Genomic DNA, 13,377 nt, shown 5'->3' with positions numbered 1-13,377 from the left:
CCGCCCCTTTTTTCTGTTTTGCTCACGGAGTTCCCATGAAGCCCGTTTCGATGCGCGTCCTCGCCCTCGCCGCCGCGATGACCAGCCTGCCCCTGGCCCCCGCCGTCGCCGCTGAACTGTCGCCCCAGGCCAGGGCCGAGATCACCTCGACCGTCGAGCGCAACCAGGCCGCCCTGGACCACGCCGCGCTGGAGATTTGGAAGTTCGCCGAGCTGGGCTATCAGGAGACCCAGAGCGCCGCCCTGCTGCAGGATCAGTTGCGCGACGCCGGCTTTGTCATCACTCCCGGCATCGCCAATGAGCCGACCGCCTTCCTGGCCAGCTTCAAGAACGGCGCCGGCCCGGTCATCGCCGTCCTGGCCGAATACGACGCCCTGCCCGGCCTGTCGCAGACCCTGAACCCTGTCCAGGAATCCGCCGGCGGCCATGCGGGCCACGGCTGCGGCCACAACCTGTTCGGCGCCGCCTCGGTCCACGCGGCCATCGCAGTCAAGGACTGGATGGTCGCCAACAACATCAAGGGCGAACTGCGCGTCTACGGCACCCCGGCCGAAGAAGGCGGCTCGGGCAAGGTCTACATGGTCCGCGACGGCCTGTTCGACGACGTGGACGTGTCGCTGCACTGGCACCCCGGCAATGTGAACTCGGCCCGCCAGGGCGACACCATGGCCAACGTCTCGGGCAAGTTCCGCTTCTACGGCACGGCGTCCCACGCCGCCGCCGCGCCCGACAAGGGCCGCTCGGCCCTGGATGGCGTCGAGGCCCTGAACTACATGGTCAACATGATGCGCGAGCACGTGCCGGACCGCACCCGCATCCACTACGCCATCACCGACGGCGGCAAGGCGCCCAACGTCGTCCCGGCCTATGCCGAGGCCTATTACTACGTTCGTCACAACAACCCCGAGATCGTCCGCGACGTGCTGGAGCGGGTGAAGAAGGCGGCGGACGGCGCGGCGCTGGGCACCGGCACCCGTGTCGAGTTCGAGGCCATCGGCGGCGTCTATTCCATGCTGCCCAATCAGGCCCTGATGACAGTCATGGACCGCAACCTGCGCCACGTCGGCGGCATCACCTGGACGCCTGAGGAAACCGCCCTGGCGACCGAGATCCAGAAGACCCTGACCTCCAAGCCGGACCTGGCCAGCGTCGGCCAGATCGAGGACGCCGTGATCGGCGGCGACTTCGGCGGCTCCACCGACGTGTCGGACGTGTCCTGGGTCACGCCTACGGTCGGCCTGTCGACGGCGACCTTCGTGCCCGGCTCTGCGGGCCACAGCTGGCAGAACGTGGTGGCGGCGGGCACGACCATCGGCCTGAAGGGCGCCCATCTGGCGGCCAAGACCCTGGCCCTGACCACCGCCGAGCTGTTCCAGAGCCCGGACACCATCGCCGCCGCCAAGGCCGAGTTCGAACAGCGTCGCGGCCCGAACTTCGAATACCGCGCCCTGCTGGGCGACCGCGCCCCGGCGCTGAACTATCGCGACTAAAATCGCCTGAGGCCGCCTTCTTCCCTTGCGGGAGAAGGCGGACGGATAAGGGGCTGCCGGGCGTCAGGCTCGGCAGCCCCTTTTTCATTCCGCCATAAAAAGCCTCAGTCGGCCTTCTGCGGCGCCCGCGTTCCGATGGTGCGGTCCAGGAAGTCCAGGTAGGTCCGCCACTGGTGCAGCTGGCGATCATTGCCCCGGATGCCGTGGCGCTGGCCGGGATAGAGCATGGTCTCGAACGGGATGCTCTTTTCCTGCAGCGCGTTCAGCACCCGCGTGGTGTTCTCGAAGATGACGTTGTCGTCGGCCATGCCGTGCATCAGCAGCAGACGGCCCGTCAGATTATCGAGGCGCCCCAGCACGTCCGACGCGGCGTAGCCCTCCACGTTCGCCTGCGGCGTCGACATATAGCGCTCGGTATAGGCGGTGTCGTAGAGGCTCCACTCCGTCGGCGGCGCCCCCGCCAGCGCCGCCGCCAGCCCCATCTTCGGCTCGGTCAGCGCCATCAGGCTCATGAACCCGCCGTAGGACCAGCCCATCATGGCGATGCGGCTGTCGTCGACATAGGGCAGCGAGCGCAGATAGTCGGCGCCGATGACCTGATCCTCGATCTCGGGCTGGCCCATCTTCAGATAGAGGGCCTGCTTGAAGGCGGCCGAACGGTCGCCCTCGCCCCGGTTGTCCAGACGGAAGACGATATAGCCCGCCTCGGTCAGCAACTGGTTCGTCGCGCCCTGCCAGGCGTTCTTGACGCCGCCGCCCGACGGGCCGCCATAGACCTGCATGACGACCGGATACTGCTTCGACGGATCAAAGCCCGGCGGCGTGGTCATCTGCCAGACCAGGGTCTCGCCGTGGCTCTGAAGCGTGCCGAACGTCGGCTTCTGCTGGCGCTCGGCGTAGGGCCAGAAGGGGTGGCCGGGCTGGAGCTTGTTCTCCTCGATCCAGCGCACCCGCTGCCCGTCGATCGAATATAGGGCCGACTGCGCCGGGGTGTTCACGTCGCTGTAGTTGCCGACATAGGCCGTGCCGGTGCCGTTGACCGTGGCGCTCCACCATCCGCCGCGCGGCGTGACCTCGCTGGGCGCCAGCGTGCGCTTATAGCTGGCGCGGAACAGCTGCTGCTCGATCGGGTATTCCTTGCCGTCGCGCATGGAGGCGGTGAAGAAGACCTCGCCGGTGTCCTGGTTGACCCCCGCCAGCGACTTGACCGGATAGTCGCCGCGCGTGATCGCGCGCAGGCGGCGGCCGTCCTTGGCGTAGAGATATAGGTGACGCCACCCGCTCTCTTCGCTGGACCAGATGAAGTTCCCGTCCTTCAGCGCCTTGAAGTCGTGGGTGACGTTGACCCAGGCCTTCGAGGTCTGGCTGGCGATCACGCGGCTGGCGCCCGTGGCCGGATCGACGCTCAGCAGGTCCAGCCGCTTCTGGTCGCGCGACAGGCGCTGGACGTAGGCGACCGAGCCGTCCGCCGCCCAGTTCACCCGGCCCAGATAGATGTCGGTATCGGCGCCCAGGTCGACCTTGACCCGTTGGCCGCTCTGCACGTCCTGGACATAGAGCTCGACCACGGCGTTGGGCCGTCCGGCGCGGGGATAGCGCTGCTGGGCGACCGAGGCCCCGCCGCCGGTGATGTCCAGACGCGGGATGACGTCGACCGTGCTCTCGTCCGTGCGCTGCAGGGCGATGTAGCGCTCGTCCGGGCTCCACCAATAGCCGGTGTCGCGGTCCAGCTCTTCCTGGGCGATGAACTCGGCCGTGGCCCAGGTGATCAGGTCCTTGCCGTCGGTGGTGATCGCCTGTTCGGCGCCCGTCTCAAGGTTGATCAGGAACAGATTCTGATCCCGCACGAAGCTGACGAAGGCGCCCTTGGGCGAGACCTTGGCGTCGATCTCGTCCGCCGTGGTTTCCGTCAGGCGGCGCACGCTGCCGTCGGCGCGGTTGGCCAGGAAGACGTCGCCTTCCAGCGGCGCCAGGATATAGCGGCCCTGCTCGTCCCACGAATATTCGACCACGCCGCGCTGGGAAATCCGCATCCGCTCGCGTCGCGCCTTCTCGGCCTCGGACAGTTCGCCCGCGTCGGGGACCAGGGCGCGGGCGTCGATCAGCTTGAACGGTTCGCCCCCCTTCACCGGCGCGGCCCACAGGTCCAGCACGTCCACGTCGTCCTCGCGCGAACGCAGGAAGGCGACCAGTTCGCCGTCCGGCGACAGGCTGACGCCGCGCGCCACCGGCCCGGCCAGCGACGGATTGGAGAAGACCCGCTCGACCGTCAGGATCGAGGAGGCGGGCGCCGCGGCGGCGGGCGGCGTCGTGGGCTGCGGCGTGGATTGGGCGAAGGCCGAGGTCGCAGCCATCAGGATCGTCGAAGCAAGGAGAAAAGTGCGCATGGCGGCGAAGCTAGAGCCGGAATCCTCCGTCGTCATCCCTTCTTTCGCCCTTCCCTGTTCATGGCGGAAGGATGCTCGACCCAATCGGCCAGCCTGCCCTGCCGCCTGTGCTAGCCTGCGCGCCGACCACGAGACACGACCGCCCGACGCAGGAGAATTTCAGACGATTCAGACGAATTGGACCCTCTTTTTCTTCCTTCTCCCCTTGTGGGAGAAGGTGGGCGCCGGAGGCGCTCGGATGAGGGGTGTCGGCGCGACGCCCGAAAGTCATTCAAGACAGGTCCGCGTCCGTCCGGATATCGAAGCGTTCACACCCCTCATCCGTCAGGCTCCGCCTGCCACCTTCTCCCACAAGGGGAGAAGGATCGCCGCACCACCTTTCGCAATCGTCCTCGACCGCCTAGTTAGGCCCCATGTCTGACGCCTCCCTCGCCGCGCCGCCCGTCAAGGCCAATCCATTCCATGAGTTGGAAGTCCTGTGGGTCCGCCATTGGAACGACCAGCTGTTCAGCTTCGGCGTGAAACGGCCCGAGGATTTCCGCTTCCGGTCGGGCGAGTTCGTGATGATCGGCCTGCCGGGCGAAGACGGCGGCAAGCCCATCCTGCGCGCCTATTCGATCGCCAGCCCCTTCTGGGCCGAGGAACTGGAGTTCTTCTCCATCAAGGTCGAGGACGGCCCCCTGACCTCGCGCCTGCAAAAGATCGTCGCGGGCGACAGCGTGCTGATGGGCAAGAAGCCGACCGGCACCCTGGTGCTGGACGCCCTGACCGGCGGCGAGCGTCTGTGGCTGATCGGCACCGGCACCGGCCTGGCGCCCTGGCTGTCGGTCGCGCGCGATCCCGAGACCTATTCGCGGTTCAAGCAGGTCATCGTCTGCCACACGGTGCGCAATGTCGCCGACCTGGCCTATCGCGACTTCTTCAGCCACGAGATCCACGACGACCCGCTGATCGGCGACGAGGCCAAGGCCCAGCTGACCTATTATCCGACCGTGACGCGCGAACGCTTCGAGACGCCGGGCCGCATCACCGACCGCATCAAGTCGGGCGACCTGTTCGCCGACCTGCAACTGCCCATCGGCTTCTCGCCCAACAGCGACCGCGTCATGCTGTGCGGCTCGATGGCGATGATCAAGGAGACCGGCGAGCTGCTGGAATCCTACGGCCTGAAAGAAGGCTCGAACGCCGAACCCGGCGACTATGTTCTGGAGCGCGCCTTTGTCGGCTGACCTGATGACCTCTCCCCGCACCGTCGCCATCGACGAGCGCAAGGCCCCTGAAGACTGCGTCACCATGGTCGACGTGCGTCAGGGCGTGGATGCGCTGGACCGCGCGCTGGTGACCCTGCTGGCCGAGCGTCAGCGCTATATGGACGCCGCCGCGCGCATCAAGCCGAACCGCGACGCCGTCTTCGATCAGGCCCGCATCGACGACGTGGTGGCCAAGGTGCTGGCGGCGGCCGCGCCTGCCGGCCTGTCGCCCGACATCGCCGAGCCGGTCTGGCGCCTGCTCATCGACCGCTGCATCGCCCACGAGTTCGGAACCTGGGACCAGACGCGGGTCTAGCCTCGCTTCAGCCCTTCAGGCTTCTGAGCGCCAGTTCATGGCGATAGGCCGCGACATCGGCCAGGGCCGCGTCCAGCGCCGTACGCACCCGCTCCAGGCCCGCCGGGGCGGCCGCCCGCTCGCCATGCTCCACCTCGGCGCAGATCTGGGCCAGAGCCTTGGCCCCGATGCCGGCCCCCGCGCCGCGAATGGTGTGCACGGCGTCGCGCCAGCCCTCGCTGGACGCATCCAGCAGGGCCGACCACATGCGGGCCTGTTCAGCGAACAGGCCCAGCACTTCTTCCGTCACCTCATCCATGCCGCCGGTCATGGCTTCGAGGACGGTGAAATCCACCGCCCCCGACAGGTCGCGCCTGGCCATTAACCCTCAGCCTCTTCGCCCTTGGCGAGGCGCGAGTTACGCGACGACCAGACCAGGTAGACGGCCAGGCCGAACAGGTTCCACAGCAGGAAATACAGCTGCGTCGAGCTCTTCAGGCTGAAGAAGAAGACGATGCAGCCGATGATGGCGACGCCGCCGACCAGCGGCCACAGCGGGGCCTTGAACTTGCGTTCGCGGTTCGGCTCACGCACGCGCAGCACGATCAGGCTGATCCCCACGGCCATGAAGGCCATCAGGGTGCCGGCGTTGGCCAGCGACGCCAGTTCGTCCAGACGCATGATGCCCGCCAGGAAGGCGACGACGACGGCGGTGAAGATCGTCACCACGGTCGGCACGCCGCGATTGGAGATCTTGGCAAGGCGATTGGGCAGCAGACCGTCCCGGGCCATGCCCAGGAAGATGCGGCTCTGGCCGAACAGGAAGGCCAGCAGCACGGTCGGCAGGGCGACGACGGCGGCGGCGGCGATCCACTGGGCGGCGACGCCCTGGCCCAGGCCGCGCATGATGTGCGCCAGCGGCTCGGGGCTGTCGGCGAAGCTGGCGACCGGAGCGGCGCCGATCGCAGCGGCGGCGACGGCGATGTACAGGATGGTGCAGACCACCATCGAACCGACGATGCCGATGGCCAGGTCGCGCTCGGGCTTCTTGGTCTCCTCGGCCGCCGTGGCGATGGCGTCAAAGCCGTAGAAGGCGAAGAAGATGATGGCCGCCGCCGCCATGACGCCCGTCTGAACAAAGGGCGCGCCGAAGCCGTAGGGCATGAAGGGCGTGAAGTTGGCCGCGTCGAAGCGCGGCAGGGCGATGGCCACGAAGGCCACCAGGGCGGCGATCTTGATGACCACCAGCACGGCGTTCAGCGTCGCGCTCTCCCGCGTGCCCAGCAGCAGCAGGCCGGTCACGATGCCGATGATGAAGACCGCCGGCAGGTTGATCAGCCCGCCCTCGACGTGCGGACCGACGGTCAGGGCGAACGGCAGGTCGATCCCCAGCCCGGCCAGGAAGGGCGCGGCATAGCCGGACCAGCCCACGGCCACCGCCGAGACGACCAGGGAGTATTCAAGGATCAGGCTCCAGCCCACGACCCAGGCGAAAATCTCGCCCAGCGCGGCATAGGAGTAGGTATAGGCGCTGCCCGACGCGGGCATGATCGTCGACAGCTCGGCATAGGCCAGGGCGGCGCAGGCGCACACCAGACCGGCCAGGGCGAAGCTGATCAGCACCGCCGGACCCGCCAGCCCCGCCCCGACCCCGATCAGGGTCAGGATGCCGGTGCCGACGATGGCGCCGACGCCCAGCGCCATGAGGTGCGGCCAGCTCAGGGTCTTTTTGAGCCCCGGCCCCGAACTCGGGGCCAGCATCGCGTCGATCGAGCGACGACGGTTCCAGAACGCCATAATCTTTACTCCCCCTCGCCGCGTCTTCCGGCGGCTGATTCAAGGCGCGACCTTAGCGCGCGTTGCAATCATGATAAAAGACGCATTTGACGCTTGCACAGCCCCATCGCTGCGAGTAATAGGAGCGCCCTTCGCCGAGGTTGTTCACAACGCAGCGAAGGGCCGGCGCCACACCAAGGGCGCAGACGACGGTACGGGTGATTAGCTCAGTTGGTAGAGCAGCTGACTCTTAATCAGCGGGTCCACAGTTCGAACCTGTGATCACCCACCATCGTTTTCAAAGACTTAGATCCACTGTCAGGCCTGACAGTGGGTTCCCTTTGGGATTTTGATCTCTCGCGACCCGTAAAAAGCCCGCCGTCGCTGCCGTCGGCGCTTTTCGCCTGCCGACAAAAGCGCCGACATGCCGTTTGTCAGCCCGGACTGTCAGTGTCAGTCTGGTCGTTCGCTTTAGATATTCGCTTTCAGCACTGTCAGATCTCCGTCGCCAATCCAATGGCGCGGCGGTTCCCGTACAGAACCAGTTAGGGATCGAGCTACAGGCTTGACAGGCGCGCCCGTTTAGAGTTGGCTTCGTTCAGGCGCGCTGGGAATTCCGCGCTTACGACCGATCAGGTCACCTTTTCCGACATTCTAATCTTATGGACCCGCCTCGCTGCAAAGATCGGGGTCAGGACCCTTAGTGATGCCCTGCCGCAATGGCCGAAGGTCAAGGCAAGCCCGCGCACCAACGAAGCGTGCCCTCAGGCAGCTGCGCCGAACAGCGCCCGTCCAACCCCATTTGGGCTTGCTTGTCCAACCTCCTGCAACGCCCGACGAGCCGCTCATGGAGTGCGAGTACGACTTCAGAACGACTTCCAGCCTTTCAACAGCCTACGTTCTCTCGATCCTGCCCGAACATATTTCGCGGCTCGCATGCGACCGCGCTGAGGTCGGGCTCACGACCCCAACCCTATACGACGAGGTTAGACATGACGCGTCCTCGGGCTAAACCCCTTACCGAGGCCACGATCAAACGACTTCAGGCTCTCGCCGACGAAGGGCCGCGGGCCGAGTATAGCGACTGCGGACATCCAGGCTTGCGCCTACGTATCGGCCCAGGGAGCGCGAGTTGGTCGCTCTTCTTGCAGACCAATGGACAACGCTCCCGACACGCCCTCGGCGAATGGCCGGAAGTCGATGTTAATGAAGCCAGGCGGCGCGCCAAGCGGCTTCAGCAGGAAGCGAAACATAGCCGAACAACGCCAGCAACCTTGGCCGACTTGCTGGCAGATTACGCTGCATTAAAAGGCCCATCGTTACGGCGGAACCGCTCCACCATAAACTCCCTGAAAGACGCCATCGCTTCTATCCGCCATCGGCACCCGGCGACGCTTTCGCGGCGTGACATCGCGATGATCGTGGCGCGAAAAGCTAAGACAGCCCCGTCCCATGCCAATCGGCAACTGGCCTATCTCAAGGCTTTATTCAACTGGGCGATCGCGCAGGGGCTCATGGAGACTAATCCGGCATTAGGCGTCGGCAAGCCCGCTCGGGAATCGCCGAGAGAGCGAACCCCGACGATGGAAGAGATCGCAGCGATCTGGATCGGCGCTACGCTGCGTCCTCACCCCTACGGGCGCATTGTGCAGATGCTCATTCTCACAGCGTGCCGCCGCCAGGAGGTCGCAGAAATGCGATGGAACGAGCTCCGCCTGCCGCCTCAGTCGAAGGTCGGCGAATGGATAATCCCGGCCTCGCGGACTAAAAATGGAAGAGCAATCCGTATTCCTCTATCTGCGCCCGCACGCGAAATCATCGAAGACGCCGAAGTATATCGGATCAATGATCTCGTCTTCGCTACCTTGTCAGGCGCCTCCTTTCAAAGTTGGTCCAAAGCCAAGATAGCGCTCGATCGATTGATCGCCGCCAACAGTTCAGAACTCATCGACTGGACTCACCACGACTTTCGGCGAAGCTTCGCGACGTATGCCTGCGATGAACTCAATGCGTTGCCGGAAGTCGTGGACCGCTGCCTCAATCATGTAGGCGCGGCTACCGCGTCGACAGTGGCTCGCGTCTATGCGCGCGGCGCCTTGTTCGACCAGCGCCGGAAAGTTTTGGACGCCTGGAGCGAGGCCATCTTGGACGCCGTAGATCGGGTTTAACTCTCCTCTTGAGCCTCTAAGACAGGCGCTAGACGCGCCATCTTCAATCGCAACCTCTGGCAAATCGCCAAGCCACGCGCCAAGAAGCGTCAGCCCCTGCACCCCGCCTTGACCCAGCGGCTATATCCATTGCGACGTTGATGTAGGATTCTGATGACCGACAAACCTCTCGCCGTCTCGCGCGCTCCTCTGAATAATGTGCGCGTGCTGGATTTGTCGCGGGTCTTGGCCGGTCCCTGGGCGACGCAGACGCTGGCCGATCTGGGGGCCGAGGTCATCAAGATCGAACGGCCCGGCGCCGGCGACGACACCCGCCATTGGGGCCCGCCCTTCACCACCACGGCCGACGGCGCGCCCGGCGACGCCGCCTATTTCCTGTGCGCCAACCGGGGCAAGAAGTCGGTCGAGCTGGACATCGCCAGCCCCGACGGCGCCGAGGCCGTGCGCCGTCTGGCCGCCACCTGCGACGTGGTGGTCGAGAACTTCAAGACCGGCGGGCTGAAGAAGTACGGCCTCGACTACGCCTCGCTGGCGGCGATCAATCCGAGGCTGGTCTACTGCTCGATCACCGGCTTCGGCCAGGACGGGCCGGACGCGCACCGGGCCGGCTACGACTACATGATCCAGGCCATGGGCGGGCTGATGTCGATCACCGGCCAGCCCGACGGCGCGCCGGGCGCCGAGCCGATGAAGGTCGGGGTGGCGGTCGTCGATCTGTTCACCGGCCTTTACGCCTCCAACGCCATCCTTGCCGCCCTGTGGCATGCGCGCGCGACCGGCGAGGGCCAGCACGTCGACATCGCCCTGTTCGACGTTCAGGCCGCCATGCTGGCCAATCAGGCGACCAACTACTTCGTGTCCGGCGCCGCGCCGACGCGGATGGGCAACGCCCACCCCAACCTGGCCCCCTATCAGCCCTTCGCCTGTTCCGACGGGATGGTGATCATCGCCGTGGGCAACGACGGCCAGTTCCGCGCTCTGTGCGGCGCCCTGGGGCTGGAGATCGAGGCCCGCTTCGCCACCAACGCCCTGCGGGTCGCCGAGCGCGAGGCGCTGGGTCCGCTGATCGCGGCGAAGACGGCGGGCTTCACCATGCAGGGGCTGATGCAGGCGCTGGAGGCGGCGGGCGTGCCCTGCGGCCCGGTCAACACCATCGATCAGGTGTTCGCCGAGCCTCAGGCGATCCATCGCGGCCTGACGGTCGAGCAGACGCGGCCCGATCTGGCCGATCCGGTCCGCACCATCGCCTCGCCCATCCGCCTGTCGAAGACGCCGGTGCGATACGACGCCCCGCCGCCGAGGCTGGGGCAGGATACGGACGATGTGCTGGGGGCGTTGAAGGCCGAGGAATGAGCGGAAACCGAAGGGTCAGCTGACCTGCCGCTTCTCCAGCTTCCGCGCCAGGGTGCGGCGGTGCATTCCCAGACGCCGGGCGGCCTCGGAGATGTTGAAGTCGGTCTCGGCCAGAACCTCGTGAATACGCTCCCACTCCAGCGTTTTGATCGAGGTCGGGCGGGCGGTCAGAGGGGCGTCAGGGTCGCCCGTTGCGCGACCGAAGGCGGCCTCGATGTCGTCCGTGCCGGCAGGCTTGGCGAGGTAGTGGCGGGCGCCCAGCTTGATGGCCTCGACCGCCGTGGCGATGCTGGCGAAGCCAGTCAGAACCACGATCACCAGGTCGGGATCGAAGGCGTGCAAGGTCTGCACGCAGGTCAGGCCCGAGGCCGTTCCCAGCTTCAGGTCCACAACCGCATAATCGGGATGATGCGTCTTCAGCAGCTCGACCATCTGGTCGTGACTGTGGGCGGCCAGCACCTGATAGCCGCGCCGCTCAAACGAGCGCCGCAGGGTGCGGGAGAAGGACTCGTCGTCCTCGACGATCAGAAGCTGGCGGGGTTCGTCCGTCATTTCATGCCCTCTTTCCAGACTGCTTACTTCGGGGCCAGGGCGTCGATGGGCAAGGCCAGTCGCACCACGGCCCCGCCGCCGGTCGCGCCCGGACGGTTGGCGGCGACGACCGTGCCGCCCAGTTTGCGCACCACATTGACCAGCAGGAACAGGCCCAGCCCCGCCCCTGCCCGCGCCTTGGTCGACTGATAGGGCTGGCCCAGCTTTTCCAGAATGCCGGGCGCGAAGCCTGGACCGTCGTCCTCGAAGGCGATGAACAGGCCGTCGGCGTCGGCGACGGCCCGCACCTCCAGGTTTCGCGCGCCCGCCTCCTGCGCATTGTCCAGCAAGGCGCTGAACACCTGTTTCAGAGCCGGGTCGGCGATGATGGACGGATCGCGCGGCGTTGGACCGCTGAGGACGACCTGCATGGCGTCGCCGGGTCGGCTGGCGGACCACTCGTCGATGATCTCGCCAAGGAAGCCGCTGAGGGCGGTGACGGTCGGCGCCTCGCCGCGGGCCTCGCCCGCCGACATCAGGATGTTGGTGACGATGGATTTGCAGCGCTCGACCTCGGCCTGCATCTGTTCAATGTCGTGGCGCAGGTCATCGTCGCCTGTCAGGGCGGGCATGCGCCGCCAGTCGCTGAGGATCACGGACAGGGAGGCCAGCGGCGTGCCGAGTTCATGCGCTGCGCCCGAGGCCAGCAGCCCCATGCGGACGATGTGATCCTGTTCCGCCGCCTGCTGCCGCGCCTCGGCCAGATAAGCGTCGCGGGCGCGCACGTTCTGGCTGGTGCGGGTGACGAAGGCCACCAGCAGCACGGCGATCAGGATGAAGTTGATCAGGGCGCCTTGCTGGATCAGGCCCAACCGCGCGTCAGCTCCGGCAGGCAGGTCCAGCGGCTGACGCCACACCGCCAGAAAGGCCAGGCAGGCGCCCGTCGCCAGCACGAAGCCCCAGGCGTAGACCGGTCGTAGCAGCACGGCCGCCAGCACCACCTGCATCAGGTAAAGGGCCGCGAAGGGATTGGTCGCCCCGCCGCTGAAGTAGAGCAGCCAGCTGAGCGCCGCCACATCAACGCACAGGGCCAGCAGGATCTCCGGGTCGGTGACGATCTTGCGCCGCAGGGTCACCGGCGCGCTTACCAGATTCATCACCGCCAGGGCCGTCGGCGCCAGCAGCAACGGCCCCAGCGGGACGCTGATCTTCAGACCCCAGTGGACGATGACGATGGTCGCCACCTGACCGATCACCGCCAGCCATCTCAGTTGGATCAGCAGCAGCATGTTGCGCCGTCCGGCCGCGCCCGGCGACACCGGCGCCTCGGCGTTGGCGTCCATGCCCAGAACGGTGCGGAAGAAGCGGTTCAAAGCCCCGGCTTGCATCAACGTCCCCCTGCCCTGCGGCGCCGCTCGTCGCGCAGCCACAGAACGGCGCCGCCCGCCGACATCAAGGCCAGACCGAACCAGGTCAGGGCGTAGACCAGATGGCTGTTGGCGAACCGCACCACCGTCAGCCCGCCGCGCGGCCAGCCGCCGGGATTGGGCGTCGCGTCCGCGTCGATGAAATAGGGGGCAACGGCCCCTTTTAGCCCCTTGGCCTGCGCGATCGCCGCCACGTCGCGCGAGAACCAGCGGTCGCCGGCTGGATCATTGTCGCGCAGGAAGCCGCCCTTGGGCTCGCTGATGCGCAGCAGGCCAGTGACGGAGACCGGCCCCTCGACCTGCCCTTCCGCACGACTTTCGGGCGCCGCGCGCTGTGACGGGACGAAGCCTCTGGTGATCAGGACGGTGAAGCCGCGGGCGTCTTCCAGCGGCGTCACGACCCAGAAGCCCGGCCCCAGGTCCGTCACCGCCTTCACCCGCGCCTCGCGGTCATGCAGGAACCGGCCGCTGGCCGTAACGCGACGGTATTGGTCCGCCTCGCGCGTCACCGCGTCGAAGCCTGCAGGCCCCGGCGCTGGAACGGGATCGGCATGAATGCGGCTGTCGACCTGACGGATCAGCTCCTGCTTCCACGCCAGGCGCTGGACCTGCCAGACGCCCAACGCGCAAAAGCCCGCGATCAGCACGGCGAAGACCGCCAGTCCCGCAATCATCCGGCGGCGTGACGCCGGACGGGCGG

The 13,377-nt window shown here is 66.7% G+C and carries 11 protein-coding genes and 1 tRNA gene; 6 read left to right on the top strand and 6 right to left on the bottom strand.

Features of this window, described 5'->3' with window-relative positions; genetic code table 11:
• The first annotated feature begins 35 nt into the window (after nucleotides 1-35).
• Nucleotides 36-1,490: an amidohydrolase gene (locus PIB44_RS05365; RefSeq protein WP_278070689.1), complete on the top strand. Its 1,455-nt coding sequence runs from the start codon at nucleotides 36-38 to the stop codon at nucleotides 1,488-1,490.
• A gap of 104 nt (nucleotides 1,491-1,594) precedes the next feature.
• Here PIB44_RS05365 and PIB44_RS05360 read toward each other — a convergent pair whose 3' ends face one another.
• Nucleotides 1,595-3,877, bottom strand: coding sequence for a S9 family peptidase (locus tag PIB44_RS05360; protein ID WP_278070688.1), 2,283 nt, complete (start codon nucleotides 3,875-3,877; stop codon nucleotides 1,595-1,597).
• Nucleotides 3,878-4,290: 413 nt separating this feature from the next.
• On the opposite strand from PIB44_RS05360, the gene PIB44_RS05355 reads away from it, so the two are divergent.
• Nucleotides 4,291-5,106 (top strand): ferredoxin--NADP reductase, encoded by an 816-nt coding sequence (locus tag PIB44_RS05355; protein WP_278070687.1) that lies wholly within the window; start codon nucleotides 4,291-4,293, stop codon nucleotides 5,104-5,106.
• Between the two features lie 4 nt (nucleotides 5,107-5,110).
• Nucleotides 5,111-5,443, top strand: a complete 333-nt coding sequence (locus PIB44_RS05350) for a chorismate mutase (protein WP_278070686.1) — start codon at nucleotides 5,111-5,113, stop codon at nucleotides 5,441-5,443.
• A gap of 7 nt (nucleotides 5,444-5,450) precedes the next feature.
• On the opposite strand, the gene PIB44_RS05345 is transcribed toward PIB44_RS05350, so the two are convergent.
• A complete protein-coding gene (locus PIB44_RS05345; RefSeq protein WP_278070685.1) occupies nucleotides 5,451-5,804 on the bottom strand; it encodes an Hpt domain-containing protein in 354 nt (117 codons plus the stop codon).
• Entirely contained in the window at nucleotides 5,804-7,219 is a 1,416-nt protein-coding gene (locus PIB44_RS05340; RefSeq protein ID WP_025978240.1) for an amino acid permease, read from the bottom strand. Before PIB44_RS05340 ends, PIB44_RS05345 begins: the two co-directional genes overlap by 1 nt.
• Before the next feature lie 195 nt (nucleotides 7,220-7,414).
• Between PIB44_RS05340 and PIB44_RS05335 the strand changes: the two genes are divergently transcribed.
• The 3 genes from PIB44_RS05335 to PIB44_RS05325 all read left to right on the top strand — a co-directional run bounded on the left by PIB44_RS05335 (nucleotide 7,415) and on the right by PIB44_RS05325 (nucleotide 10,719).
• A tRNA-Lys gene (locus PIB44_RS05335) sits at nucleotides 7,415-7,490 on the top strand.
• Nucleotides 7,491-7,917: 427 nt separating this feature from the next.
• Nucleotides 7,918-9,366 (top strand): tyrosine-type recombinase/integrase, encoded by a 1,449-nt coding sequence (locus tag PIB44_RS05330; protein ID WP_318035486.1) that lies wholly within the window; start codon nucleotides 7,918-7,920, stop codon nucleotides 9,364-9,366.
• 153 nt (nucleotides 9,367-9,519) lie between these two features.
• Nucleotides 9,520-10,719 (top strand): CaiB/BaiF CoA transferase family protein, encoded by a 1,200-nt coding sequence (locus PIB44_RS05325; RefSeq protein ID WP_278070683.1) that lies wholly within the window; start codon nucleotides 9,520-9,522, stop codon nucleotides 10,717-10,719.
• Between the two features lie 15 nt (nucleotides 10,720-10,734).
• Here the strand turns inward: PIB44_RS05325 and PIB44_RS05320 are convergent, their stop codons facing one another.
• Genes PIB44_RS05320 through PIB44_RS05310 form a run of 3 tightly spaced genes read right to left on the bottom strand, consistent with a single transcriptional unit; the run spans nucleotide 10,735 to nucleotide 13,351 of the window.
• Nucleotides 10,735-11,271, bottom strand: coding sequence for a response regulator transcription factor (locus PIB44_RS05320; protein ID WP_278070682.1), 537 nt, complete (start codon nucleotides 11,269-11,271; stop codon nucleotides 10,735-10,737).
• A gap of 23 nt (nucleotides 11,272-11,294) precedes the next feature.
• Nucleotides 11,295-12,638, bottom strand: a complete 1,344-nt coding sequence (locus PIB44_RS05315; RefSeq protein WP_278070681.1) for an ATP-binding protein — start codon at nucleotides 12,636-12,638, stop codon at nucleotides 11,295-11,297.
• A complete protein-coding gene (locus PIB44_RS05310) occupies nucleotides 12,638-13,351 on the bottom strand; it encodes an SURF1 family protein (RefSeq protein WP_278070962.1) in 714 nt (237 codons plus the stop codon). The genes PIB44_RS05315 and PIB44_RS05310 overlap by 1 nt, the downstream gene beginning before the upstream one ends.
• Nucleotides 13,352-13,377 lie beyond the last annotated feature (26 nt).

The organism is Brevundimonas sanguinis (assembly GCF_029636725.1).
Lineage (GTDB): Bacteria > Pseudomonadota > Alphaproteobacteria > Caulobacterales > Caulobacteraceae > Brevundimonas > Brevundimonas sanguinis.
This window is presented reverse-complemented; position numbering and strand designations above follow the sequence as displayed.

What these genes read in the sequence shown, in the direction of transcription:
- PIB44_RS05365 (WP_278070689.1), top strand. Translation starts at nt 36, where the DNA reads ATGAAGCCCGTTTCGATGCGCGTCCTCGCCCTCGCCGCCGCGATGACC.
- PIB44_RS05330 (WP_318035486.1), top strand. Translation starts at nt 7,918, where the DNA reads ATGGCCGAAGGTCAAGGCAAGCCCGCGCACCAACGAAGCGTGCCCTCA.
- PIB44_RS05345 (WP_278070685.1), bottom strand. Translation starts at nt 5,804, where the DNA reads ATGGCCAGGCGCGACCTGTCGGGGGCGGTGGATTTCACCGTCCTCGAA.
- PIB44_RS05355 (WP_278070687.1), top strand. Translation starts at nt 4,291, where the DNA reads ATGTCTGACGCCTCCCTCGCCGCGCCGCCCGTCAAGGCCAATCCATTC.
- PIB44_RS05320 (WP_278070682.1), bottom strand. Translation starts at nt 11,271, where the DNA reads ATGACGGACGAACCCCGCCAGCTTCTGATCGTCGAGGACGACGAGTCC.
- PIB44_RS05340 (WP_025978240.1), bottom strand. Translation starts at nt 7,219, where the DNA reads ATGGCGTTCTGGAACCGTCGTCGCTCGATCGACGCGATGCTGGCCCCG.
- PIB44_RS05315 (WP_278070681.1), bottom strand. Translation starts at nt 12,638, where the DNA reads ATGCAAGCCGGGGCTTTGAACCGCTTCTTCCGCACCGTTCTGGGCATG.
- PIB44_RS05325 (WP_278070683.1), top strand. Translation starts at nt 9,520, where the DNA reads ATGACCGACAAACCTCTCGCCGTCTCGCGCGCTCCTCTGAATAATGTG.
- PIB44_RS05350 (WP_278070686.1), top strand. Translation starts at nt 5,111, where the DNA reads ATGACCTCTCCCCGCACCGTCGCCATCGACGAGCGCAAGGCCCCTGAA.
- PIB44_RS05360 (WP_278070688.1), bottom strand. Translation starts at nt 3,877, where the DNA reads ATGCGCACTTTTCTCCTTGCTTCGACGATCCTGATGGCTGCGACCTCG.
- PIB44_RS05310 (WP_278070962.1), bottom strand. Translation starts at nt 13,351, where the DNA reads ATGATTGCGGGACTGGCGGTCTTCGCCGTGCTGATCGCGGGCTTTTGC.